This is a genomic window from Legionella sp. 27cVA30 (assembly GCF_024160945.1).
Classification (GTDB): domain Bacteria; phylum Pseudomonadota; class Gammaproteobacteria; order Legionellales; family Legionellaceae; genus Legionella_A; species Legionella_A septentrionalis.
Genome location: NZ_JAMYXK010000001.1, coordinates 328,669 through 349,869, shown reverse-complemented (window position 1 = coordinate 349,869; position 21,201 = coordinate 328,669). Strand labels below are relative to the sequence as shown.

The window sequence follows — 21,201 nt, the reverse complement described above, 5'->3', positions numbered from 1 at the left end:
TATAAATTTTCCACATTAACAAATTATTAAGAACGTCAAGTTAGTTTGCTGGCAAGGGTTTTAAACCGTTTCTTTTCTTCGCAATACAGGATCACGCCGCCAATGATCGCCGCGGGCATGGTAATTAAGTTTAGGAAGGGAATAAAACTCAGGAAGTTTATAAAAGCACCGAATCCAAGAGTCATCAACCGATTATCATTTATTTTTTCGCGCATGGCATTAAAAGTAACTAAATTGTTATCCATAGCAAAATCCTGATACTGAAAACTCAGCATCCAGGCGTTAAATAAAAACCAGATGAAAGGATAGATGGGTTGAATCAATGGCACAAAAAATAAAAGACAGACAATAATAAAGCGCGGCAAAAAATAAGCTACAAATTGCCCCTGGCGTTTGATGGTGCGAATTGTGATTTCAGCAAAAGATAGGGAGGGGATCGCGCTTTGATATAACACTTTTTGCGCTTTCTCAGCTAATAAGCCATTAAATGGTGCAGCAATTAAGTTAAACATCACCGTAAACATGGAGAGGAATAGCAGAAAAAAGCTGATTATAAAGACAATTAAAAACACGGTGCTTAAAAAACTAAGCCATGCCGGCAACTGCTCGACGTAATAATAAGAATACGGGAAAAGAAAATGATAAATAAGATAAAAAAGACCGGCAAACAGCAAAAAATTAAAAAATACTGGCAAGAAGACATAGCGTTTCAATCCTTTGCTAAGCAGATGCCTAACACCTGATAATAAATAAACTATTCCTTGCAAAAAATCATTCATTTTATTCCCATCCTTGCTGGTATTGCTGCCATTATAAACTGAAAAAAGTGATTTGCGGTAAAATGATAAGGCAACTAGGATTAAGATAACACTCAATCAACCAATCAGGGGAAAGAAGCGATGATTGAGAAAATGATAATTCTTGGTATATTGCTACTTTTTTGGATTGTTTTATATCGAATTTTTATAAGCAAACGCTCCAGAATTCCCAAGTTAAAAGCGACGATTGTCGTTCTTCTTTTTTCTTCTTTGCTTTTTCAATTTGGTTATGATTTGCATGCTTTTCTGGCACGCTCAGTGTTTTCTCTGCAAAAGGAGGGTGAAGTTGCATTGCCTGCTTCGCCCTTGAGGGTCCCCGCTCAAGAAAATAACAGTTATTGCAACCGCTTCACGGATCAGCATGGTCAACCCATTACCCTAGTTTCTGTTCGCGAAGGCGAGCGGTTTTGCGGCAAATTCTGGCGTTTAGACAGAAAAAAAGTTCTCTACATTCCATACAAAATGCTAAATGATAAGCAGGTGATGTATTGGGCTTCTCCGGCATTGCAAATCATTGGACCCAAACCATAAGTATTGCCTTGGCAAAGGGTGTGGCTACCTTATTCTATCCTAATTTTTGTTTGGGTTCGCGGCAAAGGCAATATCTCACAGGGTAAACGCATCTAAATGCACATTAAAATACCAAATCGTCTACGTTCCGTGCTTTATGCACGGAATCCAGCCTCGATCGTAAAAGAAGATCGTATGGATACCGTGCATAAAGCACGGTAAGTAGGCAAAGATGAAGCATTTTTTGCTCAAAAATTAGATGCGTTTACCCTGCAATATCTCATTCCGAGCCAATACTTAAACGCAGGGATAGTGCTCTTTTGCATCACACCATGCGGGAAGACTGTAATTTTATTTCACTAAATTCATGATGAAATCCGCGATTTCCGTAACAGGAATTTGCCGTATCTCTTCATTATCCCGTGCTTTATATTCAATGAGATTTTGCGCAAGGTTCCTGTCACTGATGACCAAGCGGTGGGGAATACCGATTAAATCATTGTCAGCAAATAAAACACCGGGGCGTTCGTTGCGATCGTCTAGTAATACATCTATGCCATCGTTTAAAAATTGCTGGTATAAGGCTTCTGCTTTTTCTTTAACTTCCGGTGAACGGTGGCTGTTAATCGGTATAATGACTAATTGAAAAGGTGCAAGCGCTTTGGGCCAAATGATGCCGCGCTCGTCATGATGTTGTTCAATTGCGGCTGCAACAACCCGACTTATACCTAAACCGTAACAACCCATTAACATGGTTTGTAGTTGTCCTTCCTCGTTAACGACAGCAGCTTGCATGGCATGGGCGTATTTTTCTCCCAATTGAAATACATGGCCTACTTCTATGCCGCGGCATGCGTGCAGCATGCCTTTCCCATCGGGGCTTGCATCGCCTTCTTTTACATTGCGCAAATCATACGTATCCTGATAGCTTGCGTCGCGCCCCCAGGCTGCGTGAATATAATGCATGTCTGCTTCATTTGCACCGCATACAAACTCGTTTATTGCGAGTGCATGATGATCCGCAATTACGGGGATATCCAGGTTGACTGGTCCCAAAGAACCGACCGGTACGCCTAAATTTTTGGCAATTAATTCTTCATTGACCAAACGTAGCGGCGATTTTACCCACGGGTGCTTGGCAGCTTTTACCTCGTTTAATTCATCATCTCCACGCAATATCAAGGCAATAAAAGGATGCTCAGTCCCCTCAACGATTAAGGTTTTCACGGTGTGTGCAGGGGTAATTTTTAGATACTGGGTAACTTCGGCAATGGTTTTCTGTCCAGGGGTGGCTATTTTTTTCATGTTTTCCTGCGGTAGAGCCGATGCTTTTTCAGGAATAAGGCTCGTTGCCTGCTCAACATTTGCAGCATAATTACTGGCATCAGAATAAAAAATGATGTCTTCGCCGGAATCAGCCAGTACCTGAAATTCATGCGAAGCGGAGCCGCCAATTGCGCCTGTATCTGCTTCCACAGCACGATATTTAAGGCCCAGGCGGTCGAATATCCTGCAGTAAGTTTGATACATGGTTTCATAGGTGCTTTGTAAGCATTCCTGGCTTAAATGAAAAGAATAGGCATCTTTCATGATGAATTCCCGTGCACGCATGACGCCAAAACGCGGGCGAATTTCATCACGGAATTTAGTTTGGATTTGATATAAATTGATGGGCAATTGCTTGTATGATTGCAATTCATTGCGCATTAAATCGGTAACTACTTCTTCATGGGTAGGGCCAAAACAATAATCGCGCCCATTGCTGTCTTGCATGGTTAATAACAGGCCGCCGAATGTTTCCCAGCGCCCTGTTTCCTGCCACAGTTCAGCAGGCTGCACAGCAGGCATTAAAATTTCCAAAGCCTGGGAGCGGTTCATTTCCTCACGAACAATTTGCTCAACTTTACGTAACACTTTCAACCCCATGGGAAGCCATGTGTAAAGGCCTGAACCCAATTTGCGGATCATTCCGGCGCGCAACATCAATTTGTGGGACGTAATTTCTGCATCATTGGGGGTTTCTTTTAATGTTGCATATAACCATTGTGAGGCACGCATACCGGCTCCTGTTAAAAGCAAATGAAGTTGAAGTTTGTACCAGCACTTTGCTGTGGATTACAAAGTGCGATCCCATCCTGCTTTGCAGAATGGGGCTTGCAGAGGACCATTATACTCATCAAGCATGAAAATGCGAGATGGTTAATGGCTTTAAGACGCAGGAATAAATCCTACTTAAGCTTAAGCGGATTCTGAAAGCAATTTTTTATTGCTGCTTGTTTCAGCCGCGTGCACCAATTTGTGAACTTTATCTGCGAGCGCTCCATCGTGTTCTGGATCCAGTTGCACAACGGCTTTGGAAAAGTCTTTAAAACGAACTTCACCTGAATTTACATCATAAATAGCGCCCACAATGCCAATTTCTTCATCCTTAATCATTTGCTGCAGAATTTTACTCTCTTCGTAAATATGTTGCATGGTATTGGCAATGTTTAATTTGGTAACGTTATTGACAAAATGACTGTTTTGACCCGTGCGGTTTTGCGAAGTTTCCGCTTCTGCTGTGATGGCGGGTTTTATTTTAGCCAGTAACTGGGTGATATGTCCTTTCTCTACCCCATCACACGCTGCCTGGATAGCGCCACAACGAGTATGGCCTAGCACTACAATTAGTTTTGCCCCTACCACGTTGCAAGCATATTCAATGCTGGCTAATACATCGTCGTTGACCACATTGCCGGCAACGCGAACGCAAAATAAGTCGCCAAAGCTCATATCAAAAATGGTCTCAACCGGAACACGTGAATCAATGCAGCCAAGCACTACGGCAATTGGGTATTGTGTGGCAGCAGTGTGTTTAATATCTATTTTTAAGCTGCGATGAATGCGTGTATCTTGCAAAAAGCGCGAGTTGCCCTCTTTGAGGATGTTAAGAACTTGATGCGGAGCGAGCATGGATTGTACATCATAGGTTGTCACATTAATAAAATCCACATAGTTATGAATATCATAATGATCTTTAAAACCAATCAAATTTAAAGAAATTTGTTTCAGAGGAGCTTGTTCTTCTTTAAATTCCTTCAAAAATTCCACAATTTCCTTATCAATATAATCGGAGTAACGGGCATCAATGATCAATTGGGAATTTCTTGGAATAGAATCAAGTTCGGCAATCAGTGAGGCTTTATTTAAAAAAGTTGTTTGCTGCGGCAACACCAGACGATTAGTAACTCCGTTGGGATAAATTTCTTTAATAATGTCCAGGCGTGCCTGGCTGTTGGATTTTAAAATGTAAAAAAGGCTGACCAGCAACCCAATTAAAATTCCAGCCAAAAGGTTTAAAGCGACAATAGCCACCAGGGTGGTTATAAACGGGATAAAGCGGTTTAAACCTTGGCGATATATATTGACGTAAATCGATGGCTTGGTGAGCTTGTATCCGGTATAAATCAAAATAGCAGCAAGGGAAGATAAAGGAATTCTATTCAGTGCATATGGGATAAATAGCACAGCAAGCAGTATAAAAATGCCATGCAGAATAGTAGAAAATTTGGTTTTTGCACCTGCCTGAACATTGACTGAGGTGCGTACAATCACCGAGGTAACCGGAATCCCGCCGATTAAACCTGCGACTAAGTTACCAAAGCCTTGCGCTACCAACTCTTGATCTTTTGAGCAATATCTGCGCATTCTATCTAATTTTTCGCCTGCTTTTACATTAAGAAGGCTTTCCAGCGAGGCTACCACGGCCAATATCAATGCGCATAAATAAACATTGGGATTGGTCCAGGCAGACCAGTTGGGAGTTTTTATTTCCTCCCATAAATCGATTACCCCGTTATGTTGAGGAAGATTAACCAGTTCTGGTGTATTTTGGGCAAGATAAGAATCGGTCAATACAAATAGTTCATTTAAAATAATGCCTGCAATAACGACGACGATGGCGCCAGGAACTTGCTTTAACCATTTGATTTTGGTTTTATCGAAATAAACTAAAATCATGAGCCCGGTCAGTGAAATAAGAATTGCACCGCTGTTGATGTGGAAGGATAGTTCATATAATGGTTTGAGCGTAAATCCTTCCGCCATCATGTCCAGCAAATTGGCTTTTAATTCATTGATGGTGGAGGAAAGCGTGAAAGCAAGAGGCAATTGCTTGATTATTAACAAAATACCAATGGCACAAAGCAAGCCTTGAATCACATTGGAAGGGACATAATCACCAATAAAGCCTGCACGCAAACTGCCTAAAATGATTTGCAAAACACCGGCTAGAACCAGAGCCAGCAAGAACGTATTGAAATCGCCTAGCTGCGCCAAGGTAGCCAGGACAACAGCAGCCATACCAGCCGCCGGCCCGCTCACGCTCACTTGCGAGCCGCTCAAGCTGCCAACGACGATGCCCCCTACGATACCACTTAAAATACCTGAAAAGAGCGGGGCCCCTGAAGCGAGGGCAATTCCCAAACAAAGCGGAATGGCTACCAGGAAAACTACGATGGCTGCAATAAAGTCGAATTTGAAATTTCGTCTTTTATAAACACGCAGTTTACGAAAATTCTTGAGCAAAGATTCGGTCATTGTTTTCATGGGTCTGCTGGTTATTGTAGCGACATGTTATCGCAAGAAAATCAAATTGTTAAATCTTTTTTTGTTGTTTTTCAGTGAAAAATGCTCTTTTTTTGCGTTATTCAGTTTCTGCTGCAAAGTCTGCTGGTGAGTATAGAGCTTCAGCCGCTGGTTCTTCAACCTGGTTTATACTTTTTTCTAAATCTTTGAAATTCCATAAAGCTTGATCCATGAGTTGGCTCGGTTTGATGCTCTGCAGGGCATGCAGTATGTTGCTTGGCACTTTGGGGTTTTCTTCAGCTAATTGATCAATCAAGCGGCCGATGCGTTTCCTGGCAAGGTTTTCCTGTGAGCCACATAAATTACATGGAATGATAGGAAAGTTTTGTTCTTCGGCAAAGGTGATGATGTCGCGTTCTTGCACGTAACACATGGGGCGGATCACAATGTGTTTTTTGTTATCGCTAAGCAACTTAGGCGGCATGGAGCGAATATCACCATTGTATAGAATTGACATCAGCAAAGTCCGCACTAAATCATCGCGGTGATGGCCCAGGGCAATTTTATTATACCCATGTTCTTCTGCATAACGATAAATAATTCCACGTCTAAGCCTTGAGCAAAGCGAGCAATAAGTTTTGCCCTCGGGTATTTTTTCCTTAACAATGCTGTACGTATCGCGGCTTAGAATTTCATGCGGAATGCTGCGTTCTTGCAGCCAGGCGCGCAGCCTGCTGTCATCCCAGCCGGGCTGTGCTTGATCCAGCGTGAAGGCAAACAATTCGAATTTTTTGTTGGAGCGAATGCGTAAAGTGTGCAGCAAGGTTAGCAGCGTAAATGAATCCTTTCCTCCGGACAGACAAAGCATCACGCGATCACCGCGTTGAATCATATTAAAATCAGCAATTGCTTTGCCAGTGTAGTGCAATAATTTTTTTTCTGTAGGGGAGGGTGCCGATGCCATATTCATTCCGGTTAGTTGCTGGTTGAGACTTAATAAGTCAGGGCTGCTTAACAAAACGCTGCATTTTATATAAAAAATGCCTGGTGAGCAAAATAGATGAGAAAAAAATATTCAGATTGCGCACTGCGGAAGAAGCTTAAGATTGCTTCTTCCGGCATTTTGTTGCACAGGATTTCTTTGCAGGGGCTAGCGCATCGATGCGCGTGGTTGCCAGCCAGGAGTTCACTTCCTCCAAATCACTGACATTAAGAGAGCCTGCCAAATATTTTAAATTTAAGATGGCGTTGATCAAGCGATATTGATCGGATGCCAATTGTTCTTGGGCTTCAAACAAACGTTGTTGTGCATTGACCACATCCACCATGGTACGCGTGCCTACTTGAAATTGTGCTTCTGTACTTTCCAATGAATTTTGTTGCGAGATGACGGTTTGCCGGTCTGCTTTTACTTTACTGATTCCCTCATTTATGGTGTTGAAAGCAATCTGGCTATTGGTCACCACGTCCCGGTAAGCCATTTCCATGCGTTCACTGGATGCTTGGAAATTATATTGTGCTTGCCTGGTTTGCGATTCCACCAAGCCTCCCTGGTAAAATGGAAAATTCATGGCAATAGCCACATTCGAGCTCGCTTGGGAGGATGGCACGAAAAAGTTGCTTGCACCGCCACTGTTATGCGTTTTACCGGTATTTCCCTGCAGCGCAAACGTAGGCCAGTTTCCTGCGGTTTGCGCTTTAATGTTTTCGCGGGAAGCCTGCATGCTAAACTTTGCTGCCAGAAGTTTGTAATTTTGTTTCAAGCCAGCCGATACCCATTCATTGGCATCATTCGGTTCGGGTTTAATTAGGGGGATTTCACTGTTACGCAACGGGACTAGATACTCGTAGACATGATTAGTGAGTTTGCTTAAATTTTCATTTTGGTTGATTTGATTATTGCGGGCAGCAATCACTTCTGCCACGGATTGATCATAGGCAGCTTGGGCTTCATAAACGGAAGTTATGGCATCAAGCCCCACATTAAAACGCTGCTGCGCCTGTTCAAGCTGTCTTTTATTGGCTCTTAATTTGGCTTCAGCAAAATTTAAAGTATCTCTGGCGAACAATACTTCAAAATAGGCTCTTGCTGTGCGCAAAATTAAATCCTGAGCCGCATCGTTAAAGGTAGCATGCGCGGCTTTGACCGAAGCTTTGGCTTGCTGCACCAGCGCCCAGGATTGATAGTTAAAAATAGCTTGGGAAGCAGTAAGCTGCCATTGGTTGCTGTTGTATGTTTGTTCGGTGGAAAAGCCGCCGGCTCTGACTCGAATTACATTACGGCTGGATTGTGCGTTGGCTCCAAGCTGAGGCAGCAAAGCGGCTTGAGCTTGTGGCAAAACCTCACTGTTTGCCATAAATGTGCTGTAGGCAGACTTAAAGGTGGGATCATTTTCCAGGGCATGCCGATAAACATCCATTAAATCGGTAGCTTTAACCGGGCCGGTAAAAGCAAGCAGCAAAAAAAACCAACCCTTAGTTTTAGCGTGGTTTTGCACGATCGACTTGGTTAACAATCTATCCAATGTTGGAGTGGAGAATTTGTTAACAAGCTTCGAGAGCATTTCTTTCATCTAAGCTAATCCTAGAAAACAAATTCTTTACGTTTTAATTTATCTATCAATGGCGGAAGATTGGTCTCAAAAAGGAGTTTTGCTTGCCAGGTTCCGTTATGGCTCAATTCATGCAGCTGGGCCTGCATAACCGGTTCGCGGCCAATGATTGCGAATAGCCTGCCGCCCGGTAAAACTTGTAAGCGATGCGTATCAGTCAACGCCTCAAGCGCTCCGGTGAACACTACTACATCATAAGGGGCTTTATCAAGCCAGCCGGACGAGGCATCGCCTGTCAGTAATTCCACGTTGCTGCAATCATGGGCAGTTAGTTTTCGTTTTGCATTCGCCGTAAAATCGGCAAAATAATCGATGCTAATTACTTTTTTACACAAGCGGCTTAATAAAGCGGTTAAAAAGCCGGTGCCTGTGCCCACTTCAAGCACGGTTTCATTGCCTTTTAAGGCCAGTGTTTGCAATAAGCTGGCTTCTTCCAAAGGTGTCATCATTCGTTGCTGATGATCCAACTTGATTTGCATATCGCTGTAGGCAAATGACTTGAACTCATTGGGAACAAAGTTCTCGCGTGGAAGTAACTTAAAGAGATCAAGTATTTTCTCATCAAGAACATCCCCGGTACGCAATTGTTGCGCGATCATATTATTGCATGCAATCTGACTACTCATGAAGCTCACCACTGGACAATTGATTAGGTTAAAACGTTGGCGCGATTTTAGCAAGAATTATAAAAAGACGCATTATTTCTGGGAAAATGAATAGAAAAGAAGGCATTTTTTTATGCCTTGCCAAATTCAGCACAGGGCAAAACAAAGCGATGAACGACTGCGGAATTAAATAACTATGGGATGTGGCCTAGCAGCCTGGAGTGCCTGGATGCTAGGCTTTATTATTAATCTTGTGCAGGAGACATCAGGCGCACGCAACGCACCTTGGCCGGAATGGTTTTTGTTTGTTCATCCCAGCCTGCATCGCGTCCATAGGGAGGGGTAGAGACCACATAGGCAATATTAGCCCCCTCTTGGGAAGTGCCATCGGTAGAACTCCAATAATCACCGTGCAAATGAGCATCTTCAAGTTTGCTATTATTTTGCATGATGCAAGAAAGCTGCTCTACGGCGGGGAGGAACCAATCGTTATAACAGACTTGCGCTCCCGCTCTACAAGGTTTGCGGCCATTGCTGTCGATACTAAATTGGCTGCAAGCCCAGGCTGCGTATGAAAACATCGAACCATTGCCGTATGCAGCCAAAATATTTCGGGTGTTGGCGGCTCCATCCAAAAAACTGGATGCAATTACGCCTTCAGGGCTTTCTGGGCTGGGCGTCCAAGGCTCATTGGGCAAGTCAGACACGGCTACAATCAATTTCAATTTTTTTGGCTTTTCCAAGCACCCTATTTCTCCTCCGAATGCTTTATTGCCGATTTCCAATGCACTCAATTTGGTTTTAAGGTGTGTTGTATTATCGCCGGCAATATCCAAAATGGCATTGGAAATTTTTTGTTCTTTGTCTGCTGCAAATTCAAGCGTGCAACTTTTGCCTGGCGCAACACTTGTGCATGTATTTTTTGTTTCAGCGAGCAGTTTCTCGTTACGGATGTTTTGGGGTAGCTGGGATTGGATGTTGGTTGCTGTGATGTCGGTGGAGTCATTATGGATTGTTAATTTGCCTACACCATTTGTAAGGGTTAACGTCCCATCTATGCTGAGTTTGGCGTTTTGTAGCGGGGGAGTGATGTTGATGCGCAAACGCATGGATTGGTCGCTTGGTTCATAACAAGTGTTTTTCCCTGGTTCGCATAATACCGGCCCGTTGTTTATATCTGCCAGCAATTTTTCGCCATTAATGGTTAAGATTAAATTACAAGACTGTTTTGGTGCAAGCAGCATGATTTGTTTGCAACTGTTTTTTTCAAACGTTTGCGTAATCCCGGTTAAGGGGGTTAGTTTTAGCACTTTTTCCGTGGCTGAAGCATTAGTGATTTTATATTTTAAAACCGATACTGTGTTTGCCGGCATAGAAAGTTTGCCGGGCGTAAGCGGTTTAAACGCAATGTCCACGGTTTCACAATGCGCTGGCGTGTTTGCCAGAATCATTAAGGGGGTAGCGATAAGCAATGGTTTAATCAGGTTGTTCTTCATTTTTTATCCTTAAAAATTCAGGGTCAAAGCAACGAGTTGTCAGGCTAAATTACCAGTCCATTTTAAACCTGCTTGTATGCCCTGCGCTCCAAAGTCGGATTCCCCGGCACTTGCTTGCGGATTAGACAAAAATGGTGATAAATAATCAAACCATAAATACCCGAAGTTAAATATTAAATCACCATAAGCGCCGAGGTAGTGATAATTCACACCCAGTCTTGCTTCCATTTCAGGAACGAGCGCTGTGCGGCTTGAGGTGACGGAGGAAAAATTAGTGGGTGAAAAAATAAATGTGCTTGCGTTGGCGAAGTTCATCTTGCTTGCGCCTGCAAGCAGTGCAGCAGCGCCTTGGCCATAAACTTCGATGCCATGGCCTAAGTCATAATTTAACTCTGCTCCAAACCGTGGACCAAATCCTCGATATTTTGCATTAAACCCTGCATTGCTGACGGCATAAAGACCGAAAGTGGGGGACAAAACTTCGGCCTGAAAGGTAAGCGGTATATTCATTGCGGCATATTGCGCACCACCGTGAAAACGAATTTTTGTAGCAGTGCCAAAGTTGACGGTTTGGCCTAACTCCAAATTCACGGCATCCCATGCAGGCTCGATGGTATAATAGTCATTCTCGGTTAAATTGCCGCCTATGAAGCCGGTAAAAACTGAAGATACGGCAAATTGGGTGTCTTTATGGCCAAGATGATACCAATTAAGATTGAGATCATTGCCCGTGTTGAATTGATAAGCTCCTTCCAGTTTAAAACTCAAGCTCCAATTAGGATTATTGGGCACAAAAAATTCAGAGGTACCCGTTGCCGTGGGTTGTTCGGAAGTTTCTACCCACCCCAATGCATTATCATAAGTTGGTTTTAAATAAAGGGCTTGAATGCCAAAAGACCACTGGTTTGCTGGGCAAGGAACCGAGGCGATTCCCGGCGTGCAGGAATTTCCCATGTTTCCCGCCAGCCCCTGATGCATCCCCAGTATGAGAAGGCTGCTCACTATCGTTTTAATTTTATTCATATTTTTTTATTCCCTTAAATTTGTCCTATCTATGCATGCATTAGTGAAAAAAAGCAATAGCTCATTGCAATTATCTATAGACTTGTGAGAAACAACATTTGTTTGCAGTTTGCTTCAATACATAGCAAATGACGAACGGTCATAGTGCAGCTGTGTAAAATTTGTTATCATCGGTAATTTTTATGCGACGCAAAAGGAGATTCTTGTGGATGGTCGTTTTATTGAATTTTTACAAAATGAGTTGCATACCCTAAAAGAGGAAGGTTTATACAAGCCAGAACGAGTAATCAGCAGCCAGCAACAAGCCGAAGTTGAAGTCAATCATGAAGAAGTCATTAATTTGTGCGCCAATAATTATCTCGGTCTTGCCAATCATGCGGAATTGATTGCAGAAGGGCAACGTGCGCTTGCCCAATATGGTTATGGCATGGCGTCAGTTCGCTTCATTTGCGGTACGCAAACTCCCCATAAGCAATTAGAGAAAAAGATCAGCACGTTTTTAGGCAAGGAAGATACCATTTTATATTCATCTTGCTTTGATGCAAACACAGGACTTTTTGAGACTTTATTAGGTCCTGAAGATGCCATCATCAGTGACGCCTTAAATCATGCCAGCATCATTGATGGCGTGCGTTTGTGCAAGGCACAGCGCTATCGCTATGCAAATAATGATATGAAAGATTTGGAAACGCAACTGCAGGCTGCAAAAGATGCACGTTTCCGTTTAATCGCGACTGATGGCGTATTTTCGATGGATGGCATTCTTGCCAATCTTCCTGCAATTTGTGAATTGGCAGAGAAATACCGTGCACTGGTCATGGTAGATGATTCGCATGCAGTAGGATTTATCGGTGCAACCGGCCGCGGCACTCCAGAATACTTTGATGTATCGCAGCAAGTTGATATCGTTACAGGCACTTTGGGTAAGGCACTTGGTGGAGCTTCTGGCGGCTACACTGCTGGGAATGCTGTAATTGTGGATTGGCTGCGGCAGCGCTCGCGCCCTTATCTCTTCTCCAATACATTGGCACCAGTGATTGCGCAAACATCCATTGCCGTACTGGATCTTTTAGAACGTAACCAGGATTTGCTCAAAAAACTGCAGCGCAACAGCGACTATTTCCGCGCCGGGTTGAGTAAACTGGGCTTTAAATTAATCCCTGGCGAGCATCCCATTATCCCGGTCATGTTGGGCGATGCGGCTTTGGCGGCACGCATGGCACAACGTTTGTTAGTCGAAGGGATTTATGTAGTCGGTTTTTCTTTCCCGGTCGTGCCGAAAGGCATGGCTCGCATCCGTACGCAAATGTCGGCCGCATTGGAATTGCATCATTTAGACAAAGCATTGGCAGCTTTCGAGAAAGTAGGGCAAGAATTAAGCGTAATTTGAGTATGTACCGTTAAGATTAGAGGCAATATGAAATCATTAGTCAAGGCAAAACGTGAACCGGGTATTTGGATGCAAGAGGTTGCAGTTCCAGAATATGGCGTCAATGATGTATTAATCAAGATTAAGAAAACTGCGATTTGTGGTACGGACATCCACATTTACTCATGGGATGATTGGGCTAAAGCCACCATACCCGTCCCAATGAGCGTGGGTCACGAGTTTTGTGGTGAAATTGTGGCGGTAGGGCGCGAAGTACAAGGGTTGGTTCCAGGCCAACGCGTTTCGGGAGAAGGACATATCACTTGCGGACTTTGCCGCAATTGCCGGGCCGGAAAAAGACATTTATGCCGCAATACAATAGGCGTGGGAGTGAATCGTCCAGGCAGTTTTGCGGAGTATTTAGCGTTGCCGGCCAGTAATGTTCTACCCTTGCCAGACAATATTACGGATGAACAAGCGGCTGTTTTAGACCCATTGGGCAATGCTACTCATTGTGCTTTGGCATTTGATGTAGTCGGCGAAGATGTGTTGATCACCGGTGCCGGTCCCATCGGCATCATGGCTGCGGCAATTGTGCGTCATATTGGCGCCCGGCATGTCGTTATCACGGACATTAACGATTATCGCTTGGGGCTTGCGCGTGAAATGGGCGTAACCCGTGCAGTCAATATCAAATATCAAAATCTTAACGAGGTGATGGCTGAACTTGGGATGACGGAAGGCTTTGATGTAGGTTTGGAAATGTCAGGGAATCCCATGGCTTTAAACGATATGGTGCGCACCATGAATCATGGCGGGCGGATTGCACTGCTTGGAATTCCTCCACAAGAAACCCCTGTTAACTGGAATGAAGTCATTTTTAAAGGGTTAGTCATCAAAGGTATTTACGGGCGCGAAATGTATGAAACTTGGTATAAAATGATTGCCATGCTGCAAAGTGGTTTGGACATATCGCCCGTTATCACGCATCATTTTCCAGTTAGCGATTATCAAAATGCTTTTCAAATTATGGCATCCGGACAATCGGGTAAAGTGATTTTGGATTGGTCCTAATTAACCCAGTATTGAACAGGTAGATTTATATGTCGCAATACATTTTTACCATGAACCGCGTCAGCAAGATCGTTGAAAATCAGCGGTTCATTTTAAAAGATATTTCATTAAGTTTTTTCCCAGGCGCTAAAATCGGCGTTTTGGGATTAAATGGATCTGGAAAGTCCACTTTGCTGCGAATCATGGCAGGTGTGGACCAGCAATTTCAAGGCGAAGCTCGCCCTCAACCCGGAATCAAAATCGGCTATTTGGCGCAAGAGCCGGAAGTCGATCCCAGTAAAACGGTACGGGAAGTGGTGGAAGAAGCTGTTACCGATATGAAAAATAAATTGCAGCGCTTTGATGAAATCAGCATGTTATTTGCTGAGCCGATGAGCGATGAAGAAATGACTAAACTCCTCGCTGAGCAAGGCGAGCTGCAACAAGCCATTGAAGCTGGCGGTGGTTGGGAATTGCAGCGTACATTGGATGTCGCTGCCGATGCCTTGCGTTTACCCGATTGGGATACCAAGGTGGACGTGCTTTCAGGAGGCGAGCGAAGACGGGTGGCTTTATGCCGCTTGCTATTGTCCAACCCTGACATGTTACTGCTGGATGAGCCGACAAACCATCTGGATGCCGAAAGTGTCGCGTGGCTCGAACGGTTTTTGGAAGAATTCCCTGGTACAGTGGTTGCCGTAACCCATGATAGATATTTCCTGGATAATGCAGCGGAATGGATTCTCGAGCTTGATAGAGGTGAAGGCATTCCTTACAAAGGAAATTATACGGCTTGGCTTGAGCAAAAAAACGCTCGTCTTGAAGCAGAACAAAAACAACAGGCATCCCACGAGCGCGCCATCAAAGCCGAGCTTGAGTGGGTAAGAACGTCTCCTAAAGGCCGGCATGCGAAGAATAAAGCGCGTCTGGCCCGTTTTGAAGAATTAAATTCCAAAGAATTCCAAAAACGCAATGAAACCAATGAATTATATATTCCACCTGGTGAACGCTTGGGGGATTTGGTGCTCGAAGGAAATCATTTACGAAAAAGCTATGGCGATCGTTTGCTTTTCGATGATTTGAATTTCGCCTTACCCAAAGGCGGAGTGCTTGGCATTATAGGACCGAACGGTGCTGGGAAATCCACTTTCCTGAAAATGATCACCGGACAAATTTCTCCTGATGCAGGTGAGCTTCGTATCGGCGAAACCGTCAATTTGGCTTATGTGGATCAATTGCGTGATCATTTGGATGATCATAAAACGGTTTGGGAAGAAATTACGGATGGCCATGATGTCATTCAAGTGGGTTCCTTCCAGATGCCTTCACGCGCTTATGTCGGCCGCTTCAATTTTAAAGGTACGGATCAGCAGAAGAAGATGGTGCAATTATCTGGAGGGGAGCGTAACCGCGTGCACCTTGCTAAATTGCTCAAACGCGGGGGTAACGTTTTATTACTCGACGAACCCAGTAATGATTTGGACGTTGAAACCTTGCGTGCACTTGAAGATGCTATTTTAAGCTTCCCGGGTTGTGCGATCGTCATTTCGCATGATCGCTGGTTCCTGGATCGCATTTGTACGCATTTCATGGCTTTTGAAGGTGAATCGCAAGTGGTCTTTATAGAAGGAAATTACAGCGATTATGAAGAAGACAGGAAACGTCGCCTCGGTGATAAAGCCAATCGTCCTTCACGGATCAAGTATCGAAGATTAAATACTTGATGTTTTCTATTCTTTTCCTTCTTTAAATTGGTAGAGATCGCCAATGAAAGTCCATATAATCTCTTCTCTTCAGGAGAAGGGATTTAAGGGACAGGGGGGAATAAGTTTATTAAATTTAAGAGGATTCTCTTTCATGAAAAAAACGATGTTGTGGGGTTTGTTGTCTTTAAGCCTTACCGCTTGCGTTGAATTCGACGAATCAACCTACATTACAGATGACAATGGTGTAGTGCACCATACCAAACATTATTCACGGGATTATCGTGGTAAAAATTATTTCCCGGAAAAAATAACGCCTAGTGGCAAAAAACAGTTTATCTTTGATCCTAAAGCTTCAGCTTGGGCTGCCTATGACGTTGACGGGAATAGAGTGTTAACAGGAAGTGCATCAGGAGGTAAAGATTTCTGTGAAGACGTTGGGAAATCTTGTCGTACGGTGACCGGTACATTCCGTGTTTACAACAAGCGCGGTGTCGATTGCAAATCCGGCGAATATCCTGTTGACACGGAAGGCGGGGCAAAAATGCCTTACTGCATGTATTTTTATCGTGGTTTCACCATCCATGCTGCGTATGAAGTTCCGCCGAACAATTCAAGCCATGGCTGCATTCGCGTTTTGCCGAGTGCCGCAAAATGGTTAAATGAAGAATTTATCGACATCGGTACACAAGTGACCGTTTTATCTTATGAAGATGAAGATGGTGACAAGGATCCCGTTTAGCATAAATTCAAGGTGTTTGTGTAAAGCACGCAAACACCTATCCTGTTTTTCTCAATTCACAAGCAAATTGATTGACATTTAACCAGTATGTCTGTAATATGATCTCTGCACCAATGGCGATGACATGCAGGGGACCAAATGAAATCTCAAGATATTCAAAATGCAGAATGGGTTAAAGAATATATTAAAGAAGGTGATTTAGCCTACAATGCCATGAATTATCAGCAAGCCATTATTTGTTATACGTCTGCGATCGAATTAGACCCCAAGAACAAAGTAGCTTATTTTAAGCGCGCCATGTCGTTTTTTTGGAGTCATAATTTTTCTCTGGCACGAAAGGATCGATACATCCTCATTAATCTCGACTAGAAGTATTCTTGCATTAAAATTGCTTGCATAAAGGGGTATGGCTCTTTTTACAATACCAGTCCAACCCCTTATTCCTACAAATTCCTGCTATTTTCTTGAACTTCCGCATTTAAGGGGCGAATATTATCGTATAAGCGCTAACATGTTTGAAAACAGTGAGCAAAAAACCAGAGGATTCCAGATTTAGCCTAAAGAACATTAAAATCAGCATCCGGCTAAGCATCATTACCTTATTTATTTTATTATTAAGTTTTGTCGGTTTGACCATTATAAATATCAATTATTGGACACTGACCAATATTTTAAGTAAAAGCGCCAAACACTATATTGAGCAGACTTCCATGCTGCTGCAACAACGTTTAAATTTTTATTTTTTACCTTTAAGCCAGGATTTGCTTGAAATACGCAACATGATCCACCGCGGGATCATTGATTTGAATGATGAGGGGCAATTTTCCCAGTATCTTTTTGAATCGATCAATCATAACCCTGATATTTTTATGGTGTATTATGGAACGGAAAAAGGAGATTTTATTGGCGTCGATCGGGAAAATCCAAGAGCAATTTCTTTAAATAAAATTTTTAATTCCAAAACGCCTACGCTGAAAACCCGTTATGAACTGGATGCGATTGGTGTACCGACTAAAAGCGCTCCATTTACCAAGCCCTACGATCCGCGGGTCAGGCCTTGGTACAAAGCTGCAATTGAAGCCGGCCGTCCTATATGGACGGTTTATAAATTTTTTGTATTCGGCAAAGGAGACATACTTATCCCAGGCATTACTTCGGCGGCTCCCATCTATGACAAGCAGGGGAAATTGCAGGGGGTAATTGCCCTGGATATGACTTTGGATAATTTGCAGCATTTCATTAAACAATTGCTGATAACCCCTAATTCAGTAATTTATATCACGGACGATAAGATGAACGTCATTGCTTATCAAGATCCGGATGTGCTTAAAGATATACGTGGCGAGAAACTTTCCCCGCAATTAACTGATTTATTCCAGTCTATGTTTCCCGCGAAGGGAAAAAAACATTTGCAAGCTTCCATAAAATTTTATGTTAAGGATGGGGTGCAGTATTTTTTAGCGTATCAGCCCATTGAATATAAAAATATTCAAGAGCATTGGCATGTCATGATCATTGTGCCGGCAGAAGACATACTGGCTCCTTTGAAACGCACGAGTTGGCGCGCCTTAATTTTAACGTTGGTGGTTTTATTGATCGGGATCATCATTGTTCGCTACATTTCCCAAAAAATTTCCCAGCCCATTATCCAACTCGCTGAAGAAGCAAATGAAATCACGCGCCTGAATTTAGAGCCACGCGAGCCGTTGGATACCATCATTAAAGAAATTTCCTACATGGATAGGACATTAATGAGAATGCGCAGCAGTTTACTGTCTTTTCAACGGTATGTGCCGGGTTCTTTAGTAAGGCAACTCATTTACCGGGGGAAAATAGCGCAAGTGGGTGGAGAAAAACAAACGATTACCATTATGTTTTCTGACATCAAGGATTTTACCAAGATTTCTGAAAAAACCACGCCAGAACGTTTGATGACTTATCTATCTGATTATTTTCAATCCATGACCGAAGCAGTAATTGCAAAACATGGCACATTGGATAAATATATTGGCGATGCGGTGATGGCATTTTGGAATGCGCCATTAGCCGATCCCTTGCATGCCATGCATGCATGTCAAACCGCGATGGCTATGATCGCCCGCGTTAAAAAATTGAATCAAAAAAATCAAAATACCGATTATCCTGCCATTTCAATAAGAATTGGTATCAATACCGGTGAAGCAGTTGTGGGTAATGTAGGGTCGGAAGATAGGCTTAGCTATACGGCGATAGGAGATACCATCAACCTGGCAAGTCGTCTTGAAGCAGCCAATAAGAAATATCATACGCAAATCATTGTGACTCACGCCACAGTAAGTCAAATAGAAGAATATTTTCCATTTCGGATCCTTGATGAAGTCGCTGTGCGCGGCAAAGAAGAAAGCACCATCATTTACGAATTGGTTACAGCAGAAGATACCACCAACCTTGACAAGCATAAGCAGGAATTTGCAGAAGCTTTTGCAAATTATCAAAAAGGCAATTGGAAAAAGAGCCTGCAACTTTTCAGGCAACTGACTCCTGCATATCCTGGAGATAAGCTGAGCGAAGTCTACATCAGCCGCTGTGAAGCTTTATTAAAGACCTCACCTGGGGAATGGGATGGCATCTTTCATATGTCTGATGCGGACTTATGAAAGATTAGGCATTCATGTTTGCAAATAATTTCACGCCTTCATGTATAGAGTTAAAACATTATGCTTGTATTTTAAGCCTTAAATCCACCACATTGGCTGATAAATGTACTTTTCCCGTCGTGAAGGGCAGATTCTGGCCATTGACTTGCACGTGGTTGTTCATAAAAGTTTTTTCGTATCCATAACCATACAATAACTCAATGGTGGTATTCTCATTAACGCGATAGTCGCCGGCTAAAGCAAGGAAATATTGGGTATCTGATGGAAAATTTAACGGGCGAAATTCATCTTTTTCCGGCCCATGATCGATAACCCCGATGAGCGTGAGTCCGGTTTTTTGCGTGTATTGATGACGGATAGCAGCTACAAAGGCGGCTGATTTACGAAAGCGCATAGTGAACGTGAAGTCAGGGTTTAGAGGTGGGGGGGCGCTGGTATTTATGAATCTCACGTATTGGTTAACATCCCATTCGCTGACAAATACCTGCAAATTGGTTAACCATTTCTCATTGAATAAATGCACATAACTCAGCACAGTTGTTGCCGGCAGGCTGAAATTAAATTGCAAATTTGGGTTTATCCGGTTGGCGAGCATGCTGGTGCCACTTGTATTTTGCCGGATCGCTGAATAATAAACGAGTCCTAAAAAATTGCTTTGGTTAAACACATGGTATATCCCTAAATCATAACCCGTTCCAAATCCTGTGGTGCGGTTAACCATATTGGCTGAAGCAGTCGGATTGATTGGCAAAGCCCAATTTGTTTCATTATTTTGCAGGAAATTTAAATTTATTCCGGCGCCCACATACCATTGTTTTGACAGGCTATAAGATAAGCGCGGACTGATATCAATGTCTGTTAGATACGTTTGCGTGGCCGCATAACGCGTAAATGCTTGTTCGTCCCAGTTCAAGTTGGAATGGAAAGGTTGTGTCACATCAACGGCAAACACAGTCTTCTCATTAAAGCGTTTGGCAATACGGCCATAAGGAAGGAGGCTTGTGGTGCGAGTGTATGCGCTACCTTCTCCATATTGACCGGTGTTAAAGTTAAGGACGCTGCCTTCAAATTTACCTACAGTATGAAAACCTGTGCCGCCAATGATTAATTCCGTTTGCTTGATTTTAAATAATTCCGCGGGATTAGCATAACTAATCCCGGTAAAATACTGAATCACATTAGCATATGTGTTCAGGGAAATTAAACCTAAGGCTGGAATAATGAAGTAGCGCATGTTCATCCTGATTGAATAAAGCCTTGGGGCAATCCAAAATTTTTATTTGAATTAACTTTTATGCCTGCTTGCTTAAGGTTCAGGCGTTGGTGTTACCGTCTGTGGCGGTGTTTGTACCGTTACGGGTTGCTCTGAAGTGACAGTAGGTGCTGGAGAAGCTCCAGTAACGCGTGGTGTTGCAATCATTTGCATGATGCCTAAATCACCGGAAGTTTTACGGCCAATTAATAATTCTACAGAAAGTTGTTGCGTCAATTTTTCCTTCGTATTTTGATAAACTACTTGCACTGGGACTGTAGCTTTCCATTGATTTTCCTTAACAGCGCTAATCGTGGTGGTGCCGTTAATATGACTGCTTACCGTTAAATTCTGTGATTTAATTGCATTGATATTGCCGGATTCTTTTAAGGCCTCGTTAAAACTCTGCCATCCTTGCTCGGTGAAGCAGGGTTGCAGTTCATTAAGCTGACTCTCCAGGGTAGCTGCATCCAAGTCAAATGACTGAACTACGGCTTTTTCCGCCCAGGTAGTGAGCAGTGCTTCATTAATGTTAGTATTTTCAGCCGGAATACGGTATTGGCAATTAATGGTATTTTCAGGCGGCACGGTGTTTGCCGGGGGAGGCGTTATCGGTTGCGGGCTTTGGGCAGAAGTTGCTGGAGCTTGCGCAGGCACTGGATTTACCGTATCAGCGGCTGCACAGACGCCTGCATTGATGATTGCTAACAATGCGGTACAAATAATAGATTTCTTCATGATGCTCGTTCCTTCATTACGCTTTGCCTGCTGCATCCTTGCACATACTTGCAAGCTACAGCAGGGCAGATTAATAAA

Annotated in this window: 17 protein-coding genes; 7 read left to right on the top strand and 10 right to left on the bottom strand. The window is 43.2% G+C overall.

Annotation, left to right across the window (positions count from 1 at the left end; genetic code table 11):
• Nucleotides 1-35 precede the first annotated feature (35 nt).
• A complete protein-coding gene (gene cysZ / locus NKV53_RS01525; RefSeq protein WP_253350579.1) occupies nt 36-779 on the bottom strand; it encodes a sulfate transporter CysZ in 744 nt (247 codons plus the stop codon).
• A 120-nt stretch (nt 780-899) separates the two neighbouring features.
• Here cysZ and NKV53_RS01520 point away from each other — a divergent pair, with 120 nt between their 5' ends.
• Nucleotides 900-1,349 carry a hypothetical protein gene (locus NKV53_RS01520; protein ID WP_126953589.1) on the top strand — a complete coding sequence of 150 codons (450 nt, stop codon included), beginning with the start codon at nt 900-902 and terminating at the stop codon, nt 1,347-1,349.
• 330 nt (nt 1,350-1,679) lie between these two features.
• On the opposite strand, the gene NKV53_RS01515 is transcribed toward NKV53_RS01520, so the two are convergent.
• From NKV53_RS01515 to NKV53_RS01485, 7 genes are all read right to left on the bottom strand, one after another.
• On the bottom strand, nt 1,680-3,386 hold the full coding sequence (locus tag NKV53_RS01515) for a proline--tRNA ligase (protein WP_127110995.1): 1,707 nt from the start codon (nt 3,384-3,386) through the stop codon (nt 1,680-1,682).
• A 180-nt stretch (nt 3,387-3,566) separates the two neighbouring features.
• A complete protein-coding gene (locus NKV53_RS01510; RefSeq protein WP_126953669.1) occupies nt 3,567-5,906 on the bottom strand; it encodes a bifunctional SulP family inorganic anion transporter/carbonic anhydrase in 2,340 nt (779 codons plus the stop codon).
• Between the two features lie 106 nt (nt 5,907-6,012).
• Nucleotides 6,013-6,858 (bottom strand): tRNA 2-thiocytidine(32) synthetase TtcA, encoded by an 846-nt coding sequence (gene ttcA, locus NKV53_RS01505; RefSeq protein WP_126953670.1) that lies wholly within the window; start codon nt 6,856-6,858, stop codon nt 6,013-6,015.
• Between the two features lie 136 nt (nt 6,859-6,994).
• Nucleotides 6,995-8,467: a TolC family outer membrane protein gene (locus NKV53_RS01500; RefSeq protein WP_233579682.1), complete on the bottom strand. Its 1,473-nt coding sequence runs from the start codon at nt 8,465-8,467 to the stop codon at nt 6,995-6,997.
• Between the two features lie 11 nt (nt 8,468-8,478).
• Nucleotides 8,479-9,132 carry a protein-L-isoaspartate O-methyltransferase gene (locus NKV53_RS01495; RefSeq protein WP_126953591.1) on the bottom strand — a complete coding sequence of 218 codons (654 nt, stop codon included), beginning with the start codon at nt 9,130-9,132 and terminating at the stop codon, nt 8,479-8,481.
• A 224-nt stretch (nt 9,133-9,356) separates the two neighbouring features.
• The gene (locus tag NKV53_RS01490; protein ID WP_126953592.1) at nt 9,357-10,607 is read right to left on the bottom strand and encodes a hypothetical protein; all 1,251 of its coding nucleotides are present in this window, start codon (nt 10,605-10,607) and stop codon (nt 9,357-9,359) included.
• Between the two features lie 39 nt (nt 10,608-10,646).
• Nucleotides 10,647-11,630, bottom strand: a complete 984-nt coding sequence (locus NKV53_RS01485; RefSeq protein ID WP_126953593.1) for an Lpg1974 family pore-forming outer membrane protein — start codon at nt 11,628-11,630, stop codon at nt 10,647-10,649.
• Nucleotides 11,631-11,835: 205 nt separating this feature from the next.
• Here NKV53_RS01485 and NKV53_RS01480 point away from each other — a divergent pair, with 205 nt between their 5' ends.
• From NKV53_RS01480 to NKV53_RS01455, 6 genes are all read left to right on the top strand, one after another.
• On the top strand, nt 11,836-13,020 hold the full coding sequence (locus NKV53_RS01480) for a glycine C-acetyltransferase (protein WP_126953594.1): 1,185 nt from the start codon (nt 11,836-11,838) through the stop codon (nt 13,018-13,020).
• Nucleotides 13,021-13,047: 27 nt separating this feature from the next.
• On the top strand, nt 13,048-14,073 hold the full coding sequence (gene tdh / locus NKV53_RS01475; protein WP_126953595.1) for an L-threonine 3-dehydrogenase: 1,026 nt from the start codon (nt 13,048-13,050) through the stop codon (nt 14,071-14,073).
• Nucleotides 14,074-14,102: 29 nt separating this feature from the next.
• Entirely contained in the window at nt 14,103-15,776 is a 1,674-nt protein-coding gene (gene ettA / locus NKV53_RS01470) for an energy-dependent translational throttle protein EttA (protein WP_126953596.1), read from the top strand.
• A gap of 133 nt (nt 15,777-15,909) precedes the next feature.
• The gene (locus NKV53_RS01465; RefSeq protein WP_126953597.1) at nt 15,910-16,497 is read left to right on the top strand and encodes a L,D-transpeptidase; all 588 of its coding nucleotides are present in this window, start codon (nt 15,910-15,912) and stop codon (nt 16,495-16,497) included.
• A 138-nt stretch (nt 16,498-16,635) separates the two neighbouring features.
• A complete protein-coding gene (locus NKV53_RS01460) occupies nt 16,636-16,866 on the top strand; it encodes a hypothetical protein (protein ID WP_126953598.1) in 231 nt (76 codons plus the stop codon).
• Nucleotides 16,867-17,021: 155 nt separating this feature from the next.
• Nucleotides 17,022-19,133, top strand: coding sequence for an adenylate/guanylate cyclase domain-containing protein (locus NKV53_RS01455; RefSeq protein WP_233588419.1), 2,112 nt, complete (start codon nt 17,022-17,024; stop codon nt 19,131-19,133).
• A 58-nt stretch (nt 19,134-19,191) separates the two neighbouring features.
• Here NKV53_RS01455 and NKV53_RS01450 read toward each other — a convergent pair whose 3' ends face one another.
• Both NKV53_RS01450 and NKV53_RS01445 read right to left on the bottom strand, forming a co-directional pair.
• Nucleotides 19,192-20,367 (bottom strand): OmpP1/FadL family transporter, encoded by a 1,176-nt coding sequence (locus NKV53_RS01450; protein WP_126953599.1) that lies wholly within the window; start codon nt 20,365-20,367, stop codon nt 19,192-19,194.
• A gap of 72 nt (nt 20,368-20,439) precedes the next feature.
• Complete coding sequence (locus tag NKV53_RS01445; protein ID WP_127032670.1) at nt 20,440-21,123, bottom strand: DotI/IcmL family type IV secretion protein; 684 nt, start codon at nt 21,121-21,123, stop codon at nt 20,440-20,442.
• Nucleotides 21,124-21,201: the final 78 nt, after the last annotated feature.